This is a genomic window from Halorubrum laminariae (assembly GCF_024494655.1).
Taxonomy (GTDB): Archaea; Halobacteriota; Halobacteria; order Halobacteriales; family Haloferacaceae; genus Halorubrum; species Halorubrum laminariae.
In genome coordinates this window covers 221,494-240,977 of the sequence record NZ_JANHDL010000005.1, presented here as the reverse complement: position 1 = coordinate 240,977, position 19,484 = coordinate 221,494, and the positions used below count along the sequence as shown (strand labels likewise).

Annotated in this window: 17 protein-coding genes, 1 tRNA gene and 2 pseudogenes; 8 read left to right on the top strand and 12 right to left on the bottom strand. The window is 66.4% G+C overall.

Annotated features, from left to right (window positions below; genetic code table 11):
• Positions 1-194, top strand: a pseudogene (locus NO887_RS11270) (IS6 family transposase); the annotation flags it as partial.
• Between the two features lie 498 nt (positions 195-692).
• On the opposite strand, the gene NO887_RS11265 reads toward NO887_RS11270, so the two are convergent.
• Positions 693-1,766: an aldo/keto reductase gene (locus NO887_RS11265; RefSeq protein ID WP_256418382.1), complete on the bottom strand. Its 1,074-nt coding sequence runs from the start codon at positions 1,764-1,766 to the stop codon at positions 693-695.
• A gap of 143 nt (positions 1,767-1,909) precedes the next feature.
• Here NO887_RS11265 and NO887_RS11260 point away from each other — a divergent pair, with 143 nt between their 5' ends.
• The 3 genes from NO887_RS11260 to NO887_RS11250 all read left to right on the top strand — a co-directional run bounded on the left by NO887_RS11260 (position 1,910) and on the right by NO887_RS11250 (position 3,680).
• Positions 1,910-2,134, top strand: coding sequence for a hypothetical protein (locus NO887_RS11260; RefSeq protein WP_256418381.1), 225 nt, complete (start codon positions 1,910-1,912; stop codon positions 2,132-2,134).
• Positions 2,135-2,187: 53 nt separating this feature from the next.
• Positions 2,188-3,126, top strand: coding sequence for an acyltransferase (locus tag NO887_RS11255; protein ID WP_256418380.1), 939 nt, complete (start codon positions 2,188-2,190; stop codon positions 3,124-3,126).
• Between the two features lie 134 nt (positions 3,127-3,260).
• Positions 3,261-3,680 carry a DoxX family protein gene (locus tag NO887_RS11250; protein WP_256418379.1) on the top strand — a complete coding sequence of 140 codons (420 nt, stop codon included), beginning with the start codon at positions 3,261-3,263 and terminating at the stop codon, positions 3,678-3,680.
• 22 nt (positions 3,681-3,702) lie between these two features.
• Here NO887_RS11250 and hisS read toward each other — a convergent pair whose 3' ends face one another.
• From hisS to NO887_RS11235, 3 genes are all read right to left on the bottom strand, one after another.
• Positions 3,703-5,025: a histidine--tRNA ligase gene (gene hisS / locus NO887_RS11245; RefSeq protein ID WP_256418378.1), complete on the bottom strand. Its 1,323-nt coding sequence runs from the start codon at positions 5,023-5,025 to the stop codon at positions 3,703-3,705.
• Positions 5,026-5,099: 74 nt separating this feature from the next.
• Positions 5,100-8,054, bottom strand: coding sequence for an excinuclease ABC subunit UvrA (uvrA, locus tag NO887_RS11240; RefSeq protein ID WP_256418377.1), 2,955 nt, complete (start codon positions 8,052-8,054; stop codon positions 5,100-5,102).
• A 70-nt stretch (positions 8,055-8,124) separates the two neighbouring features.
• Entirely contained in the window at positions 8,125-10,380 is a 2,256-nt protein-coding gene (locus NO887_RS11235; protein ID WP_256418376.1) for a twin-arginine translocase subunit TatC, read from the bottom strand.
• Between the two features lie 120 nt (positions 10,381-10,500).
• Between NO887_RS11235 and tatC the strand changes: the two genes are divergently transcribed.
• On the top strand, positions 10,501-11,550 hold the full coding sequence (gene tatC / locus NO887_RS11230) for a twin-arginine translocase subunit TatC (RefSeq protein ID WP_256418375.1): 1,050 nt from the start codon (positions 10,501-10,503) through the stop codon (positions 11,548-11,550).
• Between the two features lie 27 nt (positions 11,551-11,577).
• Here tatC and NO887_RS11225 read toward each other — a convergent pair whose 3' ends face one another.
• The 4 genes from NO887_RS11225 to NO887_RS11210 form a co-directional block, all read right to left on the bottom strand.
• Entirely contained in the window at positions 11,578-11,967 is a 390-nt protein-coding gene (locus NO887_RS11225; RefSeq protein ID WP_256418374.1) for a hypothetical protein, read from the bottom strand.
• Between the two features lie 10 nt (positions 11,968-11,977).
• Positions 11,978-12,277, bottom strand: coding sequence for a DUF424 domain-containing protein (locus tag NO887_RS11220; protein ID WP_256418373.1), 300 nt, complete (start codon positions 12,275-12,277; stop codon positions 11,978-11,980).
• The gene (locus NO887_RS11215; RefSeq protein ID WP_256418372.1) at positions 12,278-13,126 is read right to left on the bottom strand and encodes a tetratricopeptide repeat protein; all 849 of its coding nucleotides are present in this window, start codon (positions 13,124-13,126) and stop codon (positions 12,278-12,280) included.
• A 121-nt stretch (positions 13,127-13,247) separates the two neighbouring features.
• Positions 13,248-14,435 carry a CBS domain-containing protein gene (locus tag NO887_RS11210; protein WP_256418371.1) on the bottom strand — a complete coding sequence of 396 codons (1,188 nt, stop codon included), beginning with the start codon at positions 14,433-14,435 and terminating at the stop codon, positions 13,248-13,250.
• 521 nt (positions 14,436-14,956) lie between these two features.
• Here NO887_RS11210 and NO887_RS11205 point away from each other — a divergent pair.
• Positions 14,957-15,094 (top strand): annotated as a pseudogene (locus NO887_RS11205) (cupin domain-containing protein); the annotation flags it as partial.
• On the opposite strand, the gene NO887_RS11200 reads toward NO887_RS11205, so the two are convergent.
• Together NO887_RS11200 and NO887_RS11195 are read right to left on the bottom strand one after the other, a co-directional pair.
• Entirely contained in the window at positions 15,095-15,898 is an 804-nt protein-coding gene (locus tag NO887_RS11200; RefSeq protein ID WP_256418370.1) for a M14 family metallopeptidase, read from the bottom strand. It abuts the pseudogene before it with no gap.
• Positions 15,899-15,970: 72 nt separating this feature from the next.
• Positions 15,971-16,534 carry a DUF309 domain-containing protein gene (locus NO887_RS11195; protein WP_256418369.1) on the bottom strand — a complete coding sequence of 188 codons (564 nt, stop codon included), beginning with the start codon at positions 16,532-16,534 and terminating at the stop codon, positions 15,971-15,973.
• A gap of 181 nt (positions 16,535-16,715) precedes the next feature.
• On the opposite strand from NO887_RS11195, the gene NO887_RS11190 reads away from it, so the two are divergent.
• Entirely contained in the window at positions 16,716-17,894 is a 1,179-nt protein-coding gene (locus tag NO887_RS11190) for a PAS domain-containing sensor histidine kinase (protein WP_256418368.1), read from the top strand.
• Between the two features lie 27 nt (positions 17,895-17,921).
• On the opposite strand, the gene NO887_RS11185 is transcribed toward NO887_RS11190, so the two are convergent.
• Complete coding sequence (locus NO887_RS11185; RefSeq protein WP_256418367.1) at positions 17,922-18,368, bottom strand: MoaD/ThiS family protein; 447 nt, start codon at positions 18,366-18,368, stop codon at positions 17,922-17,924.
• A gap of 151 nt (positions 18,369-18,519) precedes the next feature.
• Between NO887_RS11185 and NO887_RS11180 the strand changes: the two genes are divergently transcribed.
• Positions 18,520-18,603, top strand: a tRNA-Leu gene (locus tag NO887_RS11180).
• Between the two features lie 629 nt (positions 18,604-19,232).
• Here NO887_RS11180 and NO887_RS11175 read toward each other — a convergent pair.
• Entirely contained in the window at positions 19,233-19,463 is a 231-nt protein-coding gene (locus NO887_RS11175) for an ArsR/SmtB family transcription factor (protein WP_256418366.1), read from the bottom strand.
• Positions 19,464-19,484 lie beyond the last annotated feature (21 nt).

The following is a 19,484-nucleotide window of genomic DNA, read 5'->3' as shown; positions in this document are numbered from 1 at the left end:
GCCCAGTTCTTGCCGAAGATGGCTATCGATTTCGGGTGATTCGCCATGGAAATCGGAACGCTATTGAACGTATTTTTTGGGAAATAGAACGACGAACATCATCGTTCGCAAATAGTTTCAGCAATGTCGCGCTAGAGACAGCTCAAAATTGGCTCGAAGCCGTCGCCGTCTACCACAATTCACGCCAAACTTAACGCGACCGAGGAATCTGAACCACTTACAGCTCTCATTGACGGCTGTTTCAGGCGAAAATATGTCTGAAGAATAGGATTTCAACAAAGCCAATGAACGTTACAATCTCAAAAGAAGAAACATCTTCTATACAACGCAAGAGTGAATCACGGGCAGTTTATAACCGTGAACGAGTTATTCCGCGTGTGGTGGCTATGACGATCCGTTACCCCCTCTCGAGCCCCTTGTGATGAAAAACTTCAACCGAGCCACCACTTCGATGCGCCGAGCCACGGCACTCGACACACCCGCCACCGTCTATTAGTAGTTCTCAGCTTTCCCCCACTGAGCCCCTTGTGATGATGGGTTTTCACCGAGCCACCACTTCCGAGCAGTTCGCTCGAACCGCAGTCGTTCGCTAGTGGCCACACACGGGCAGAGTGAAAGTAAAATTCGTCGACGACACACCGGTGCAGTCGGGCGATTTCGATACGAAACTGACGGGTTCGACGCGAGTTTGATCAGTACGAGGCGGCGCGTTTGTCGAGCCCCGCGGCCTCGATGTCGTCGCCGTCGACGGAGGTTCGGAGCACGTCCATCCCGTCGTCGCCGTCGATGTCGAAGTTGCGCGCGTACAGGTCGTCGACGCGGTCGTACTCGGCCTCAGAGAGCGGCGGTACGTCGCTCGCGGCGCTCCACGCCGCGATGTCGTCGGCATCGCGGAAGGTGGGTGTCACGGAGGCTACCTCGTCGTGCGCGAGGAGCCACCGGATTGCCGCCTGCGCCATCGTGCGGGACCCCTCGGCGTGGTCGGGGTCTTCGAGGAAGCGGATCGCTTCCAGTTTCTCCCAGCCCGTCTCGTACCACTCCTTCGGGCGGTGCGAGCGGTGGTCGCCGTCTTCGAGGACGGTGTCGGGCGTGACCTGCTCGTTGAGCAGGCCGGAGGAGTGCGGGACGCGGGCGATGACCGAGGTGTCGTCGTCTCTTTCGCGGATCGTCTCGACGAAGTGCCGACCGGGCTGTTGTTCGAAGAGATTGAAGACGGTCTGGACTGCGTCGAACTCCTCGTACTCGACAGCGGCGTCGCCCTCGGCGAGCCAGCCGATGGAGGGGCCGAGCGCCCAGCCGAGCGCGCGGACGCGGCCGTCGGCCTTCCACTCGGCGAGGAGGTCCCGGACCTCGGGCGTGATGTCGTCGACGTTCGCGTTGTGAAGCTGGAGCAGGTCGACGTGGTCGGTGTCGAGCCGGTCGAGCGAGCGTTCGAGCGCGGTTTCGAGGTAGTCGCGGTCGAGTTCCTTGGGGAGTTCGCCGTGACCGGCCTGCGGGTTGTTGTAGAAGTCGTAGCCGATTTTCGTCGCGAGCGTCACCTCGTCGCGGCGGCCGTCGATCGCCTCGCCGACGATCGCCTCGCTGTCGCCGTGCCCGTACACGTCGCCGGTGTCGACGTAGGTGACGCCGGCGTCGAGCGCGTTCTCGACCATGCCGATCGCCTGTTCATCCGAGCGGTCGCCCCACCAGTCGGTACCGACGACCCACGCGCCGAATCCGATCTCCGAGACTTCGACGCCGGAGTTCCCGAGTTCGCGGTGTTGCATGGTTGGTGATTGGCGATCCGGGCACTTAGCGGGTGCGGTTGGTCCCGCGTTGCGGTAACGGTGGTGAACGCGGGCAAACGGCAGGAGGTCCGGACCGACGCTGCGTCCGGAAGTATAAGTGCGGTCCGCGAATCCGCTCCCGCATGGATGAGACCCTCCACGACGCGCTCGACGCGATCGCCTTCCTGCTCGCGGTGATCGCCGCGGCCGCGCTCGCCGTGGTCACGCTCCAGTACGGCCTTGGCGGGCTCGGAGTCACGTTGCTGTTCTTCGTCGCGCTCACCATTGTCGGGAGCGCGGCGGGCGTCATCCCGGATCGCGAGGGATTGGTGTCCACCGATGACCAAGACGACTCCAAGGCGACCTGACACGAACGTCGCACAACCGAATCCCTTTGAGGGACGGCGACGAAGAACGTGCGATGACAAAGCGACACGTGTCCCTGCCCGACGGTGCGGAGGCCGGGGTCCGAGGGTTCATCGACGAGGTGGACGACCGACTCTCCTCGGACGAGGACACCTGTGAGGTCGTGCGAGACACGCTGATCGACCTCCACGGCGACCGCGAGCGCTGGGAGGCGTGGCAGGACGGCGAGTCGGTCTCGAAGGCCGAACGGGTCCGTCTACAGGGGTACGATCCGTGTAACGCGACGCTCGAATCGGAGTACTACGCCGAGAAGGACGAGGAGCGGTTTCAGCAGTCGAAGTACCTCCAGTGGCTCTGGCGGCAGTTCGACGCCACTCCGATGGCCGATAACGTCGCGTTTGCCCTCCGATTCCGGCAGATGCTTGGGAACCACCTGTTCGCCGAGTGCGGGGACAACTGCCGCTTTTTCAAGGGAATCTCCGTCACCTACGGCCACAACATCGAGGTCGGCGATAACGTCGTGGTCCACGACGACGTTCATCTCGACGACCGCGGGAAGCTCACGATCGGCGACCGAGCGTCAATCTCGGACGGCGTCCACCTCTACAGCCACGACCACGACCTCGTCGACCAGACCGCAGTCCGGAACTTTCACACGATCGTCGAGGACGACGCGCGGGTCACCTACGACGCGATGGTCAGAGCGGGCTGTCGGATCGGCGAGAACAGCGTCGTCGGCGCGCGCTCCGTCGTTCAGGGCGACGTTCCCGACCATCACGTCGTCGTTGGCTCGCCCGCGCGCAGCGTCCGCGTGAAGCCGGGGTGGGAGGAGACGGCTGCCGAACTGGAGGACGGCCGCCTCCCGGACCGACAGGACGAACGTGAGATCGAGTACGAACTGCCCGACGACCTCGATCAGTTCGACGAGTTCCAGCGAGACCTGCGGCCGCCCGACGTGGAGAACCCCTCGCCACCCTCCTCGACGGATCGCTGAGACGGAGGAACGGAGATCGGCCACGGCGCGGCGGCGGCGACCGCCGACTGACGCTGCGGCCGCGGAGCCGAGTCCGGCAACCGACTTCCGCGATTCCCGGCTAATTTATGGTGCGTGCTACCGATGCTCGATGTATGACTGGAAACGACGACGATGAGGTGGATCCGGCGGATGTGGCCGACGACGGCAGCGGTGCCCCGTCGCGGCTCGGCCGAGTGCTCCTCGGGATCGGTCTCGCCGCGCAGGCGTCAGAAGACTTCCGCGACATGAACGACACGGTCGAGTACGCCGAGTCCGCGGGCGTACCGGTTCCGGAGGTGGCCGCGCCGCTCGCTTCGGGGACGATGGTCGTCGCCGGGCTCGGGATCGCGATCTGGCGACTCCCGAGGGTCGCGACCGGCGCGGCGGTCACCTTCCTCGTCGGCGTGACGGCGACGATGCACGATTTCTGGAACGCCGACGCGGACGACAAAAGCGGGGAACGTCTCGCGTTCTTCGGCAACCTCGCAATGCTCGGCGGCGCGCTCGTGTTCCTGCGAGAAGCGTACAAGTAGGGAGATCGCGGCGACCGCGACGCTACTCGTAGTCCTCGTACGTCGGGATCCCCTCTTCGGGCGGGAACTCCTCGACCGGAACTGTCGTCTCGTCGCCGCTTTCCATGTCCTTCACGGTGTACTCGCCGTTCTCTAAGTCGCGCTCACCGACGACCACGACCGTCTCGGCGTTGATCGAGTCGGCGTAGCCGAGCTGCGCGCCGAACGAGCGGTCGGAAACGTCTTCCTCGACGACCACGTCGTCGCCGAGCCCACGTAGCTCGCGGGCGAGCGCGGCCGCCTCCGAGCGGGTGTCGCCGACGGAGAGGACGTAGTAGTTGGTTGACAGTTTCTCGTCGGGCCAGACGCCGGCGCGCTGACACAGCAGTTTGAGAGTGGCGTGACCCGGGGCGACGCCGACCGCCGGCGTGGGCTGGCCGCCGAAGCTCTCGATCAGATCGTCGTAGCGGCCGCCGCCGAAGACGGACCGGGACACCTCTCCGGTGGAGTCGAAGCACTCGAAGACGACGCCGGTGTAGTAGTCGAGCCCGCGAGCGGTCGTCAGCGAGACCTCGCAGAACTCGCCCGCACCGAAGTCGTCGGCGGCGGCGAGCACGTTGCGGAGGTTCTCGACTGCGTCCTCGACCGCGTCGTCGCCCGCCTCGGCGACCGCGTCGAGGTCGGGGGAGCCGTCGACGCCAGAGATGAGGTCGTCGAACTCGCGGGCGGTGTCGCGGGCGAGTCCGGCGTCCGAGAGCAGCCCGATGTACTCGCCGTCGTCGACCTTCGCGCGCTTGTCGACCGCGCGGATCGCGGCCGCTGTGTCGATCGCGTCGGGATTGTCGGCGAGCGAGCGGACGAGCCCCCCGAGGATGTCGCGGTGGGAGACGCGGAACTCGAAGTCGTCGCCGGTGAGCCCGAGATCGGTCAGGGCGTCGGCGGCGACCGCGAGCACCTCGGCGTCGGCCTCGGGGGCCGAGGAGCCGAACACGTCGATGTTGGTCTGGTAGAACTCGCGGAACCGCCCCTGCTGGACCTGCTCGTAGCGCCAGAACGGCCGGGTGGAAACCCACTTGATCGGCTTCGATAGCTCCTGTCCCTTCGCGACGACCATCCGCGCGACTGTCGGGGTGAGCTCCGGGGTCAGCGAGACGCCGCGACCGCCCTTGTCCTCGAAGGCATACAGCTCCTCGACGATCTCCTCGCCGGACTTGTCGACGTACATCTCGGTCCGTTCGAGCGCCGGCGTCGCGATCTCGCGGAAGCCGTGGCGGCTCGCGGCGTCTTCGATCGCGTCCGTCACCGCCCGACGAGCGGACTGCTCGCCCGGGTAGAAGTCGCGAAATCCTTTCAGTCCGTCGTGCATGAACGCGAGTTCGGCGACCGACCGCTTGAAACCATCCTTTCGAGGCGTCGGCGCGTCGAGGGTGAGCCCGTGAGTCAGTCGTCATCGGTCGCCGCCGCGGGCTTCCGCCGGTCGTCTCGAGGTCCGGCGATCTCCACGGCCGGAAGCAGGTCGCGGAGGTACCGCCCGGTGTGTGAGTCATCGTTGCGGGCAACCGCCTCCGGCGTCCCGGTCGCGACGAGTTCGCCGCCGCCCTCGCCGCCCTCCGGACCGAGGTCGATCACGCGGTCGGCGTTCTTCACGAGGTCGAGCTCGTGTTCGATGACGACGACCGTGTTGCCGCGGTCGACGAGCCGGTGGAGCACGTCGATCAGCTTCCGCTCATCCTCCTTGTGCAGGCCCGTCGTGGGTTCGTCGAGCAGGTACAGCGTGTCGCCCGTCGCGCGCTTGCCGAGCTCCTCGGCGAGCTTGACGCGCTGGGCCTCCCCGCCCGACAGCGTGGTGGAGGGCTGGCCGAGCTCCATGTAATCGAGGCCGACGTCTTTCAGCAGTTTGAGGCGGCGCTTCAGCCCCTGATGGCTCTCGAAGAAGTCGTACGCCTCCTCGACGCTCATGTCGAGAACGTCGGCAATCGTCTTCCCCTTGTACTCGACATCCAGCGTCTCGTCGTTGTATCGGGCACCGCCGCACTCCTCGCAGGGGACGTACACGTCCGAGAGGAAGTTCATCTCGATTTTGACCGTCCCCTGGCCGCCGCACTCCTCGCAGCGGCCGCCCTTCACGTTGAACGAGAACCGCCCCTTCTCGTAGCCGCGCCGCTTCGCGAGCTTCGTCTCCGCGAACAGCTCGCGGACGTGGTCGAACACGTCGGTGTACGTCGCGGGATTTGAGCGCGGCGTCCGACCAATCGGGCTCTGATCGATGAGCCGCACCGTTTCGATCTGATCGACCCCCTCAATCGCGTCGTGCTCGCCCGGGTCGACGCTCGTGTTGTCGTTCATCTCGCGGGCGAGGCCCTTGTAGAGGATGTCGTTAACGAGCGTCGACTTCCCGGAGCCCGACACGCCGGTGACCGCGGTGAGCGTGGCGAGTGGGACCGTCACGTCGAGATCCTTCAGGTTGTGCTGGCGCGCGCCGCGAACGACGAGTTCTCCGTCGGGGTCGCGGCGCTCGTCGGGTACCGGGATCGACTTCCGACCGGCGAGGTAGTCGCCCGTGATCGACTCGTCGCTCGCGATCACCTCCTCGAAGTCGCCCTGCGCGACGATCTCGCCGCCGCGCTTGCCCGGGCCGGGCCCCATGTCGATGATCTCGTCGGCGCGGCGCATCGTCTCCTCGTCGTGCTCGACGACGATCAGGGTGTTCCCTAGATCGCGCAGTCCGGTGAGCGTGTCGAGCAGGCGATCGTTGTCACGCTGGTGGAGCCCGATCGACGGCTCGTCTAAGACGTACAACACGCCCACGAGCCCGGAGCCGACCTGCGTCGCGAGCCGGATCCGCTGGCTCTCACCGCCCGACAGCGTCGACGCCTCCCGGTCGAGCGTGAGGTACTCCAAGCCGACCTCCTCCATGAAGCCGAGGCGCGCGCGGATCTCTTTGAGAATCTCCGCGGCGATCGTCGTGTCGCGTTCGCCCAGCTCCGCCTCCATTCCCTCGAAGTGCTCGCGGGCGTCGGCGATCGACATGCGGTTCACCTCGGTGATCGGCGTGCCGGCGACGAGGACGTGTCGCGACTGCTCTTTGAGGCGGGTGCCGTCGCACTCCGAACACGTCGTCACGGCCATGTACTCCTCGATGTGGTCGCGGGCGCGCTCGGAGTCGGTCTCGACGTGGCGGCGCTCCAAGTTGGGGATGACGCCTTCGAACCGCTCGGTCTTCTCGCGGGTGCCGTTCTTCGTCGTCCACTCGAAGTGGACGAGATCGTCGGTGCCGTAGAGGAACTGCCGGCGGATCGACTCGTCCAACTCCTCAAATGAGGTCTCGAGCGAGACACCGAAGTGATCGGCGACGTTGTCGAGCTGGCGGGAGTAGTAGGTCCGGTCGTAGCTCCACGGCTCGAAGACGTGTTTGAGAGGTTTCGAGGGGTCGTCGATCACGAGTTCCTCGTCAACCTCCTTCGTCGATCCGAGTCCCTCACACTCCGGGCAGGCACCGTACGGGCTGTTAAACGAGAACGACCGCGTCTCGATCGCGGAGAACTGGAACTCGGAGTTGGGGTTGCCGAGGTCCTCTGAGAACTCAACGATAAGTCGGTCGTCGCCGTCGGCGTCCTCGGCGAGCGAGCCGGTCGAGCGCGTGTTCGAGGCGAAGGGAACGTCCGCCGGCGAGTCGGGGACGATAAGCTTGAGCGCGCCGCCCGCCTCCTCTAGGGCGGTCTCCACGGAGTCTGTGATCCGCGAGCGGGCGTCGGGCGACACCCGCACGCGGTCGACGATCACGTCGATCGTGTGGTCGTAGTTCTGGTCGAGTTCGGGGTCGTCGAGCGTGAGATCCACGGGCTCGCCGTCGACCTCGACGCGGGCGTACCCCTCGCTCACGAGATCCTCGAACAGGTCCTCGAACGCGCCCTTCTGATCGCGGACGACCGGCGCGGCGACCTTCGCGCGGGTGCCCTCGGGGAGATCGAGGATCTGATTCACCATGTCTTGGGCAGACTGCTCGCCGACCTCCTCGCCCGTGAGGGGGTCGTACTGCGTGCCGATCCGGGCGTACAAAAGGCGGAGGTAGTCGTGGAGTTCGGTGACGGTCCCCACGGTCGATCGGGGGTTGTTCGCGGCGTTCTTCTGATCGATGGAGATCGCCGGTGAGAGCCCCTCTACCGACTCCACCTGCGGTTTGTCCATCTGCCCGAGGAAGTTGCGGGCGTACGCCGACAGCGACTCGATGTACCGTCGCTGCCCCTCGGCGTAGACGGTGTCGAACGCGAGCGACGACTTCCCCGACCCGGAGAGGCCAGTGACGACGGTGAACTCCTCTCGCGGGATCCGGACGTCGAGGTCCGCGAGGTTGTGTTCCTCCGCGCCGCGGACCTCGATGTAGTCCTTGCTCATTTCACCGGCTCTTGCGGGCGCGCGCGGGAATACTCGTCGGTCGCGGAGGACGTCAGGGGCGGACAGCCCGTCAGCGACCGACGAACTCCGCCGGCGACGAGAGATTACGCCGTCCGCCGAGCGTGACGACGAAGAGGACGCCGACGCCGACGCCGTACGCGATCATCAGTGGCACCGTCGCGAGCAGCATGGTGATCACGTCGGCCGGGGTGAACACCGCCGCGACGAGCATGATCCCGATGAGGACCTCGCGCCAGCGCCGGCGGAAGGCGTGATAGGGGACGCCGGCGTTGTTCAACAGGATCATCGCGATCGGGATGTCGGCGAGGAACCCGATCCCGATCGTCGTGTAGATGACGAGCCAGAGGAAGTCGCTCACCTGATAGGTGATGATCATGTTCGCCAGCTGCGCGTCCGTGACGAGCCAGCCGATGAGCCCGGGTGCGATGTACGCGTAGCCGAGCGCGAATCCCCCCACGAGTCCGGCACCGAGCGCGCCGGCCCAGAGGTACACCTGATAGATCCGGCCGGCGACGAAGCCCCGCTCGCGGAGCGCGGGCCACGCGTAGTAGAGGACCACCGGGAACACGGCGAGGATCCCGAGCAAGATGGAGAACTTCACCATGAAGATCAGCGCCTCGACGGGGTGGAGCGTGATGATGTTGATCCCCCCGTCGATCTCCGCGGGGACGCGGCGTTCGAGGTCGTTGCGGACCGTCGCGAGGCCGCCGAGGTACAGCCAGGTGAACGCCGCCGCCATCACCGCGCCGAAGACGGCGACGAGCCGGAACGAACGCGAGCGCAGGGAGTCGAAGATGAACTTTAGATCCGTGTAGTAGCCGCCGATATCGTCTTCGGCCTCGTCTTCGTTGCCGTCCGTGAGCTCCGAGAGGAAGGACGTGCTCGCGCGGGAGGTGCGGTCTTGCATCGCGTTCATGAATCCGCCGCCGCCGGCTCCGCCACTGCCGCTGCCTCCACTCCCGCCGCTGCCTCCTGCGTCGCCGTCGGCTCCGGTTCCGCCGTCTCCCGCGTCGCCCGCACCGTCGCCGTCTTCGCCGGTGACCGCGTCGTGCCGGTCGAGGATCGCCTGCGCCTTCTCGGGATCGTCGTCGTCCATCGCGGCCTGCGCGAGCCCGAGCGACTCAGATTCGTCCATCTGCGCGAAGACGTCGTCCGGGGCGGCGCGGACCCCGGCGGCGTCGAGTTCGCTCACGTCGAGCGCGGTCGGGTCGCCGTACTGGTATCCGGGACTCGTCGTGTCGAGGTCGGCGTAGACGGCCCACAGCGTCGCGACGGCGACGAATGCGAGCGCCCACGCACCGGCGTATATCCCGATTCCCACGGTGGGATCCATCCCGAGTCCAGCCCCGGGTTCGAGGAACCGCCAGTCGCTGCCGGCCAGTCGGAGGAGACCGTTGATGGCCGTTCGTCCGCCGTACTCGTAGAAGGCGTACACGAGGCCGCCGCCGAGGACGGCCGCCCCGCCGACGACGTTCCAGTGGTTCCGGGCCGCGCCGAGCACGTCGATCCGGTCCGAACTCCGCTGGGCCGTGACGACGAGCTTGGCGAGGTAGAGGCTGAAGCCGTACAGCGCCACGAGCGGGAACGCCCACATCAGCTGCGTGAACGGGTCCGGCGGCGAGAAGACGGCACCGAACACGAAGATGGCGACCACCGCGTAGCGCCACTTGTCGCGGAACGTCTCGTACTGGACGATGCCCGAGTACGACAGCCCGGTGATCAAAAGCGGCATCTGCCCGGCGAGGCCGAACGACAGCGAGAGGAAGACGATGAACTCCGTCCACATCACGATGGAGTACGTCGGCTGGATGCCGGCCTCTAAGCCGAACCCCGCGAGGAACGAGAACATGATCGGGAAGAAGGCGTAGACGCCGTAGGCGACGCCGACGCCGAAGAGGCCGGCTCCGAGGAGGACGATCCCGGCGAGCTTCCAGCGCGGTATCGGCGACTGCGGCCACGCGCCGCGGGCGCGGAGTTCGGTGCGGGAGACGTAGACGAGCGCCGGAAGAGCGACGATCGCACCGACGATCAGGCCGATCTTCGCCTGTAAGAGGATCACCTCGAACGGGGTCGTCGCGATGACGTCGGTCTCGGCGGCCACCGCGGGAGACATGTTCGATCTCGTCACGGTGTATAAAAAGTTCCAGACGAACGTGCGGAGCGCCCAGAACGTCGCGAGGAAACCGAAGAGGAAGACGACGAACACCTTCTGAAGGTCCTTCTGGATCGACCGAAGGAACACCTTCGCCGACTCGCGACCCTCCGCGAGCGACTGCTGGGTATCCTCGTCGAGGGCACTCGCCATACGGGAGTCGAAGTCCGTCCCCGTTATCAACCTTTTCGACCGCGTGCGGGCTCCGCGCGCCCCGCTCGCTCGCGGCTATCCGAAAAGGCCTATAGTCGCCCGGTTTCGAAGGGAGAGTGAATGGACGACTCGGACCGGTCGCGCGAGACCTCCTCGGATCCGGCTGACGACGCGGTCGGCGACGACGGGACGGCCGACAGCGACGGGGCTGGCGAGGGCGACGAGTCTGGCGACAGCGACGAGCCCGAGGAGTCGAGAGACGAGGAGTCGGAGACCGGCGAGTCGACTCCGCTCGAGAGACACGACGGGTCTGCGAGGTGGGAAAGAGACGACGAGAAATCCGCGAGCGACGCGAGTGGGGACGGAAACGGCGACGATAGCACGGACGACGCAACCGACAGCGACACAGACGACGAACCGTTTGACGAGGAGGCGTTCACCGGTATCGAGGGGCCGGAGTCGGACGAGGAGATGCCGCTCGCGGACCACATCGAGGAGATGATGCGACGGCTCGCCGTCGTCTTCGTCTTCGGCGGGATCGCGACGCTCGCCGTGGTGGCGCAGTCGACGGAGCTCATCAACTACTTCTGGAGCTACCACATTCCTGCGCCGGTGGAGAACCGTCCGCGGCTGTACGGGCCGCTCGAACTGCCGCTCACCCGACTGAAGGTCGCCGGACTCGCCGGCGTCGTCGTCGGACTCCCGGCGTTCGTCTACCAGACCTACCGGTTCATGAAGCCGGGGCTGTACCCGAACGAGCGCCGGTACTACCTCGCCGCGGTGCCGACGAGCCTCGTGCTCGGCGGCATCGGCATCGCGTTCGCGCACTTTCTCGTGTTGCCCGCGATCTTCTCGTATTTCACCACCTACACCTCCGACGCCGCGACCATCGCGTTCGGGCTCGCGGAGACGTTCAACCTGATCGTCATCATGCTCGCGTTCATGGCGATCGTCTTCCAGATCCCACTTTTCATCATGCTCGCGATCATGATGAACGTCGTCACCCGCGAGTGGCTGGAGGCGAAGCGCCTGATCTTCTGGGGGTCGTTCCTCGGGATCGCCTTCCTGTTCAGCCCCGACCCGACCGGGATGGCCCCGATCATCGTGACGCTCACGATGATCGTCCTCTTCGAGGGGACGCTCGCGGCCCTGCGGTGGACCGGAAACTGACGCGTCGCACAGAAAGAACGCCTGCGTTCACTCCGCGTCGCGTTCGGGGACCAGGTCGATCCGGTACGTCACGCCGCCCGCGGCGGTCCGGTCGACGGCGACGACGACGAACGAGCGCTCGCCGACGTCGATCATGTCCCCGGTGGCAAGCGGTCCGGACACACCGGCGGTGCCGCGTCCCTCGACGCGCTCGATGGTCGCGTGCGAGCGCCCACGAGGTCGGTCGGACGCCTCGTCCGTGATGTTGCTCTCGTCGGAGTCGGCTCGCTTCCCGGTGTCGTCTTCCCACTCGGCGAGCGCCTCGGAACCGACGCCGATTGCCGCCTCTCCGGCTGCTATCGCTCGCGCCCAGAAAGCATCACCAGGGGGGAACGGCGTCAGTCGCGACGCGAGTTCGGCTCGGGTGAGTCGTTGCATACGCCGACACTCACAGCCAGAGTAGTTGTGCGTGTCGGGTCTCGTCGAACTCCAACACCGTCTCTTCGTCGACGAGGCCGGCCTCGACCGCGACGGCGACGGACTCGGTTCCGACGATGTTCGCGACCTGCGCGCGATGGAGACCGGCCACGACCGTCTCCGCGTCCGCCTCGACGGCGTCGTCGCCGCCGTAGAACTCCTCGCTCACGGTGAGCGTCACCGGTCCGTCTTCGTACGTCTCGCCGAGGCAGTCGGGGTCGCAGACGGAGACGAGCGTCCCCTTCGGGGTCTCGCGCTCGCGGAGGAGCATTCAGAACCCCTCTGGTCCCTCGCCCTGCAGCTCGCGCTGCGGTCGTTCGCCCTCTCGACCGCCCGAACCGCGACCGCCTGCGCCGCCCGGACCCGGTGCCTGTCCGGTCTGTTCGTCGATCAGTTCCTCTTCCGTCTCGCGGCGCAGCTCGTCGGCGCGGTCTGCGACCTCCTCGGCCTGCTCGTGGTCGCCGGCCTCCTCCAGCGCGCGGGCCTTCTCCTCTAACACGTCTGCGTTGCGGTAGCCGAGTCGGATCGCGTTGTCGAAACAGGAGACGGCGTCCTCCGCGAGCCCGCGCTCGACGAGCAGGAACCCGCGGTTGTACCACGCTTCCGCGAATCGCGGGTCGGTCTCGACCGCGCGCTCGGCGTGTTCGAGCGCCTGCTCGCCGCGACCGGACTCCCAGAGCGCGTACGCGAGGTTGGTCTCGGCCGTCGCGGCATGCTCGGAGTCGTCGTCGATCCGCAGCGCCTCTTTGTACGCGCCGATAGCTTGGTCGAACTCCTCTAACTCGGCGTGCGCCGCGCCCTTGTTCACCCACGCCTCCTGCGCGTCGAGGGAGTCTTCCTCGGCGAACTGCGCGGCGCGCTGGAACGTTTCAGTCGCCTCTTCGAAGCGGTTGATGCTCATGTACGAGAGCCCGACATCGACGAGCTGTTCGACGTCGACGTCGTCGCTCCCGACGTTTCGTCGGTCGAGGATGTCCGTGAGAACCCGGGAGTCGACGGGGTCGACCGTCGTGGGGTCAGCGTCGAGCTCCTCTGGATCGAGGGTGAACTCCTCGTAGTCGGCGTCGACGCCCTGCCCCGCGGAGAACTCGTGGCGGCCGTCGTCGCGTTCGTCGGTCATATGCCCGTGTTTGGCGGTCACGACGCGTAAGGGTTGCGTCAGCGGTCGGCGAGTCCGCCGTCACGGCGAGCCTCGCGGCGGCGTTCGCGAGAACACGCCGAGCCTCGTGGCCGAGTCGCGGTCAGAACACACCGGGGCCGCCGTCGTCGCCAAGCTGTCTTCGGCCGCTGATGACGCTCGGAGTGCCGCCCGTCTGAATGATGTTGAACGCGGTCATCAGGTCGGTACGGGAGATGATCCCGACGAGCGCGCCCTGCGTGTCGACCACGGGGAGCCGACCGACGCCGTTCTGTTGCATCGTTTGGAGCGCGGTCACCGCGTCGGCCCCCGGACCGATCGCGACCACGTCCGTCTCCATCACGTCGTCGACGCGGTAGGCGTCACGCTCGACCTCGCGGACCGAGCGCGCGTCCTCCAAGGTCACCATCCCGACGAGGTCGTCGCCGTGGAGGACGGGATACCCGGTGTGTCGCTCCTCGAACATCCGGCCCATCAGGTCGGCGACGGAAGTGTCCGGCGTCACCGTGTGGAGGTCCTCGCGGCGGGTCATCACGTCGGCGACGGTGACGTCCTCGAAGGCGGCCTTCAGCGTCGTCTGCTGGGCCTCGCCCGAGGCCGCCATGTAGATGAAGAAGGCCAGCACGATGAGCAGCAGCTGGAAGGTGAACAGCCCGATGAGGCCCATGAAGAAGGCGAACGTCTTGCCGATGGCGGCCGCCCGCTGGGTCGCCTGCGCGTGCGGCTGGCTCCGCGCCAAAAGCGCCCGGAGCACTCGACCGCCGTCCATCGGGAACGCCGGGAGCATGTTGAACCCCGCGAGGACGACGTTCAACAGCGCGAGGTAGCCGAACACGAAGAGCACGGCGTCAGCTCCCACCGGCGCGAACGCGAACACGGCGTAGCAGACGACGCCGACCGCGACGCTCACTATCGGGCCGGCGACCGCGATCCAGAACTCGTGTTTCCAGTCCTCGGGGAACTCCGCGAAGTTGGCGAGCCCGCCGAGCAGCCACAGCGTGATCGACTCGATCTCGTAGCCGTACCGCATGGCGACGACCGAGTGACCGAACTCGTGGAGGAGGACGCCCCCGAACAGTCCGAGCGCTGCCGCGAGCCCGAGCACCCACGGCGTGATCCCGGAGCCGATCGCGGCCGGATCGATGCCCGCGCCGAGCGCGTCGTTCATCACGCCGGCTATCATTCCCACTTGCGAACCGATGAGGTAGGCGAAAAGCGGCAACACGATGAGAAACGTCCAGTTAAGTCTGACCGGGATGCCGAGAACGGTCCCAATCTTGATTCCACGCATATGGTCAGATTGTGTCGGTGGCCGCTTAAACACCCGGGCGTGGGGTCCGCGTGTGGCGACTGCGACGTGACGACCCGAGCGTGGCGACACGTCGGGGGTCTTCACTGGCGATGTCGCCGCCACGGTTTATCTGAATTGCAGCCGCCAAAACCCTGTGCTTCAGCGCGGAGATACGGCGGCGTCTTCATCTGCTCAAACACTCGAATCGGATGACTTGAGTGCCCCACGCACGTATACTCTATTGTCGCCGCGACGGTCGCCCGTCGCGTCTCGACGCCCCGAAAACTGGCAGTTGACTCGGTGTCTGCCGCATCAAAACGTAAGCCCTCGGGGGCGCAGACCGACGCAAAACAACAAGGTACCTCCGAGTCCCAAGCGGGATAGGAGTAACGGGGGCGTGGCACTCCCACCGGTTCGTCGGACCGGACACCCGAGGTTCCCAACGGACCGCCCTTTTGCTGGGCGTGGGAAGTCCCGCCGTTTACCGCGGGGTGGATGTCACACGATCGCGATCGAGAACGCGACACACGAACGAGACCGAACACGAGCAGTACGTGCTCGCCGGCGACTATGTCGTCGGGATCGGCGATCGAGAACACGTGGTGAGTCCCAGTGACACCCTGCCGAACGGCGACGACGCGCTCGAACTCGTCGAGTAGCTACTCCAGCGTGCCGACCCGATCGGCGACGTAGCCGAACTGGTCGCGGTAGCCGTACGGCGACAGCAACACGGGGTAAAAGGGCTCTGCGGCGCGAAGCGGCTCCCCGTCGGCGGTCGCGAACCGGTCGCCGGGCTCCACGCGCTCGAAGTTGCGCGCGAGCACCTCGTACTCGTCGGCGGCGGGCTTCGGGATGCGGTCGCGCAGGCGGAACACCGCAACGTCCTCGCGCCCGCCGGCGTCGACCACGTCCTCTGCCCCCGGTGCGGGAAGCGCGCCGGTCGCGGCGAGGAACGCCCGCGTCAGCCAGTAGGCGTTGTCGGCCGCGTTGTCGGAGCCCTGCAGGCCTGCCTCGACTTCGATCGTGTGCGGGTGCTCGATGAGCCGTCCCTCGGTGAACGCGTCCGTCTGGACGACCGCGTCGACTGGGAGGTGCGGTGCGGTCGCACGGGCAACTTCGTCCATCGAGTCGATCACGGCGAACGGTTCGGGATACGACTGCGTCGAGTGGATCGCGAGCGTGGTGCATTCCTCGACCGCGTCGAGCAACTCGGCCGCGAGTCGCACCTCGTAGGCCTCGGCGTCCGGGTCGCCCGGGAACGCCCGATTGAGGTCGGCGTCGCGGTAGCGGACGCCGGCGTCGAGCGCCGGCTCGTTGGCGACGATCAGCCGCACCGGTCGCTCGACGTCGGGGTCGGCGTCGAGGAGTCGTCGGATCGCGCGGGCACCGCAGGGCTCGTCGCCGTGGATCGCGCCGACGACCGCGACCTCGGGCTCGCCCTCGCCCAGTTCGTAGACGTCCATGGACGACACACGTCGTCCGCGGGTAAGTGGCGTTCGGATCGCGACTGGACCCGATCGGCATCTCTGGCAGACTCAGTGCGCGTCGTCGATCCGCGCCGCGTACTCGTAGTCCGCCGGATACGCTTCCGGCCGGGCACCGTCGAGCGGAATCTGCCACCCGTCGATCGTCGCGGGATCGTCGAGCGCGGTTCGCAGCGTCGCGCGCACCTCGTCGACATCGACGCCGTAGAAGTCGTTCGGAAGCCCGCCGAGGTACTGCAGCGCGGTCTCGAACAGCGACCGCATCCCGGCGTCGTTCTCGAAGTTCTCGCGCTTGTGTGCGCCCGCGGCGACCTGTACCATCCCGTGGAGGAACGCGGACTCCGCCGTGCCGCTCCCGTAGTTGTACCACTCGTCTTCGAAGCAGTCGTGCGCCTCGTGGAACTCACCGGCGTTGAACAGCCGGACGCCGTGCTCCGTCGCTCGTCGGAGCGTGGCGTGTTCCCAGTAGCCGCTCGCGACTCGGGCGTCGTCGGCACCGGAGTTGGCGTCGCGGTCCGCGTCCGCCGGCGGGAGCGCGTCGCGCTCGGGAGCGTGCCACCCGGTCGGGTTCCCGAGCGGCGGCGCGACGCCGGGATCGCGGGTGTGCTCGTCCATGGGGGCCCTCGCGCGCGCAGCGACCTAATCGTTTCGCGGGCGTCTTGTCTGACCCTCGCTCGTCGCAATCCCTCGACCGTGCGTATCTCAGGGGACCGCGCGGAGCCGGCGTCGCGTTGCGGTCTGCGGAATCCCTGCCGATACCCGCGGGACACTTTACGATCCGGCTCGTAGTCCACGTATGGAACCCGCGGACGAGCCGGCGTCGATGAGAGATGCCGAGCCGGTCAACACCGGCGAGTCGGCCGACTCCGCGGATATCGCGGATCCCGCCAACCGCACGGACCCCGCCGACCGCGCCGATTCCACCGACGACTCCGCAGAGGCTATCGACGCCGCCGAGTCCATCGTCCACGCGCTTGGCGACGGCGCGTACGTGCTCGATGCGGACCGAAACCGGGTGTTCGTCAACGATCGGCTTCGCGAGGTGACGGAGTTTTCGGAGGCGATCCTCCACGGGCGACACCCGGAGCGCGTCGTCGACGAAGGCTACTGGGGCCCGGAGATGGGCGAGCGATACCGGACCGCAGTGGAGCGCGTGCTCGACGGCGACGCGGCCGACGAGCGGGTCCAACTCACGACGACGCTCGGCGACGGATCGACCATAACGACCGAGACGCGACTCACCCCGATCGAGCGCGATGATTCGGTCGTCGGCATCGTCGGAGTGATCCGCGACGTCACCGAGCGAGTCGAGCGCGAGCGGGAACTCGAACGGCTCAACGAGCGGCTCGAACGACTCGCCGGGTTCCTCTCGCACGACCTCCGGAACCCGCTCGGGATCGTGCAGGGGTACCTCGATTTAGCGCGGGAGACGGGTGATCTCGACCGACTCGATCCCGCAGACGAGGCGCTCGACCGGATCGAGGCGCTGATCGACGACGCGCTCGTGATGGCCCGCGACCCGGACGAGGTCGACACCGACGCCGTACCGGTCGATGTCGGCGACCTCGCGGCCGATTGCTGGGAGTCAGGCGACTTCGGCGAACCGCCCGAGGACGCCGAGTTGATCGTCGAGAATACCGATCCGGTGCAGGCCGACAGAGACCTGCTCAGACGGGCGATCGGGAACCTGATCGGGAACGCGCTCGACCACGCCGGCGACGCGCCGACGGTCCGCGTCGGCGTCGACGAGCGTGGGCTCTACGTCGCCGATGATGGGCTGGGGGTCGACGCGGCCGACGGCACGCACGACGATCTTGACGAGCTGACGGAGTTCGGCGTCTCGGACGACGGCGGGACCGGAATCGGCCTGGCGATCGTCAAGCGCGTTGCGGCCGCACACGGCTGGGAACTCGATCTCTGCGAGTCGGGGACGGACGGATTCCGGGCGACGCTGGTCGGCGTGGAGACGGTGTGACGTGGACCACCTCGTGCAGCCGCGGACCTAACAGCAGAACATGAACGGATAGACGAGCGCCACGCGGTCGCCGTCTTCGAGGGTCGTGTCGAACCCGTTCTCGTTCTCGTTGAACTGACCGTTCACTAGGATTCGAGCGAACGCGATCGTCTGCTCGCCGAGCGGGTTCTTCGTCCACGTACCCGGTAGCTCCTCGGGTGTGGGTGCCCACCCGCTGTGCGTCGCGTCCGCCTCGGTCTCGGCGATGAGCATGTCTTGGAGTTCGGGGTAGTCGTCGAACAGGTCGTCGAGGAACGCTCGGAGCGTGTCACCGGCGAACGTGTACTCGAACTCGCTGCGCCCCAGTTCCGTGCGGACGTGACCGGTACACCGCACCGTCACGGTCGTCTCGCTTACGGCCTCGGGCGCGGCCTCGGCGTCGCTCGCGGCGTCGTCGCGCTCGGCGGTCTCCGGGGACTGACCGGTCGGAGTCATACCGGCAGGTTCGGCCGCTCGGCCCCTAAGCGGCCCGTCGAACATGTTCGGAGCGACGCTGTCGCACGAAACGGTTGGGTCGGACCACGCTCGCGCGGTTGAGATAAATCGGAGGCTTAAACGTCGCGGAGGGCATCAGCCCGAGTTGCGTGCGAGGGTAGCCAAGCTCGGAAACGGCGGCGGACTCAAGATCCGCTCCTGTAGAGGTCCGTGGGTTCAAATCCCTCCCCTCGCATGAGCGAAGCGGCGCAGACCGCGCCGCGAGCGAATGCAGGAGGGGTTTGAATCAGGGAGCGCCTCTGGCGCGACCGTGGTTCAAATCCCTCCCCTCGTATGAGCGCGCCAAAGCGCGTGAATGCGGAAGACGCTCTCGGAGCGCTCTTCCCTCGCAAAACTTCACTCAAACCGCGCTGAGTCGCACCTAGATCCGGAAACGGCGGCGGACTCAAGATCCGCTCCTGTAGAGTTCTCGTGAGCGAGCAGAGCGAGCGAACGAGAGTACGCGAGGCGCAGCCGGCGAGCGGAGCGAGCCGGAGCGTCTCGCGGTGGTCCGTGGGTTCAAATCCCTCCCCTCGCATGAGCGAAGCGGCGCGGTCCGCGCCGCAAGCGAATACAGGAGGGGTTTGAATCAGGGAGCGCCTCTGGCGCGACCGTGGTTCAAATCCCTCCCCTCGCATGAGCGCGTCACAGCGCGCGAATGCGGAAGACGCTCTCGGAGCGCTCTTCCCTCGCAAAACTTCATTCGAACTGCTTTGAGTCGCAACCAAGCCGGGAAACGGCGGCGGACCAGCAATTCACCCCCAGTGGGTGACTTCGGCTCCATTGACCACTACCGCGAAACCGCGGATAGACGTCCACCTCGTCTTATACTTGCTCTGCTTCGACGGTTAGCTCTCCTTTTCGTGTGAGTTCATACACGTGCCGCCGACCATCTTCGTGGCTTTCCACGTACCCGGCTTCTTCCAGTTGCTCTAGATGCTCGTACATAGTGCTCCCCTGTACTCCGAGTTCCTTGGCCAGTGCATACCCGTGAGAGGGGTCTTCGTAGAGGAGAGAAAGGATATTTCGCTTAGCGTCAGTCAACGTCAGACCCATTATCGGGCATTCGATTAAATC

Coding starts and splice junctions, on each gene's coding strand:
- tatC (WP_256418375.1), top strand. CDS start 10,501: ATGGACGACTCGGACCGGTCGCGCGAGACCTCCTCGGATCCGGCTGAC.
- uvrA (WP_256418377.1), bottom strand. CDS start 8,054: ATGAGCAAGGACTACATCGAGGTCCGCGGCGCGGAGGAACACAACCTC.
- NO887_RS11210 (WP_256418371.1), bottom strand. CDS start 14,435: ATGCGTGGAATCAAGATTGGGACCGTTCTCGGCATCCCGGTCAGACTT.
- NO887_RS11220 (WP_256418373.1), bottom strand. CDS start 12,277: ATGCTCCTCCGCGAGCGCGAGACCCCGAAGGGGACGCTCGTCTCCGTC.
- NO887_RS11225 (WP_256418374.1), bottom strand. CDS start 11,967: ATGCAACGACTCACCCGAGCCGAACTCGCGTCGCGACTGACGCCGTTC.
- NO887_RS11260 (WP_256418381.1), top strand. CDS start 1,910: ATGGATGAGACCCTCCACGACGCGCTCGACGCGATCGCCTTCCTGCTC.
- NO887_RS11195 (WP_256418369.1), bottom strand. CDS start 16,534: ATGGACGAGCACACCCGCGATCCCGGCGTCGCGCCGCCGCTCGGGAAC.
- NO887_RS11200 (WP_256418370.1), bottom strand. CDS start 15,898: ATGGACGTCTACGAACTGGGCGAGGGCGAGCCCGAGGTCGCGGTCGTC.
- NO887_RS11175 (WP_256418366.1), bottom strand. CDS start 19,463: ATGGGTCTGACGTTGACTGACGCTAAGCGAAATATCCTTTCTCTCCTC.
- NO887_RS11215 (WP_256418372.1), bottom strand. CDS start 13,126: ATGACCGACGAACGCGACGACGGCCGCCACGAGTTCTCCGCGGGGCAG.
- NO887_RS11185 (WP_256418367.1), bottom strand. CDS start 18,368: ATGACTCCGACCGGTCAGTCCCCGGAGACCGCCGAGCGCGACGACGCC.
- NO887_RS11255 (WP_256418380.1), top strand. CDS start 2,188: ATGACAAAGCGACACGTGTCCCTGCCCGACGGTGCGGAGGCCGGGGTC.
- NO887_RS11190 (WP_256418368.1), top strand. CDS start 16,716: ATGGAACCCGCGGACGAGCCGGCGTCGATGAGAGATGCCGAGCCGGTC.
- NO887_RS11250 (WP_256418379.1), top strand. CDS start 3,261: ATGACTGGAAACGACGACGATGAGGTGGATCCGGCGGATGTGGCCGAC.
- NO887_RS11235 (WP_256418376.1), bottom strand. CDS start 10,380: ATGGCGAGTGCCCTCGACGAGGATACCCAGCAGTCGCTCGCGGAGGGT.
- hisS (WP_256418378.1), bottom strand. CDS start 5,025: ATGCACGACGGACTGAAAGGATTTCGCGACTTCTACCCGGGCGAGCAG.
- NO887_RS11265 (WP_256418382.1), bottom strand. CDS start 1,766: ATGCAACACCGCGAACTCGGGAACTCCGGCGTCGAAGTCTCGGAGATC.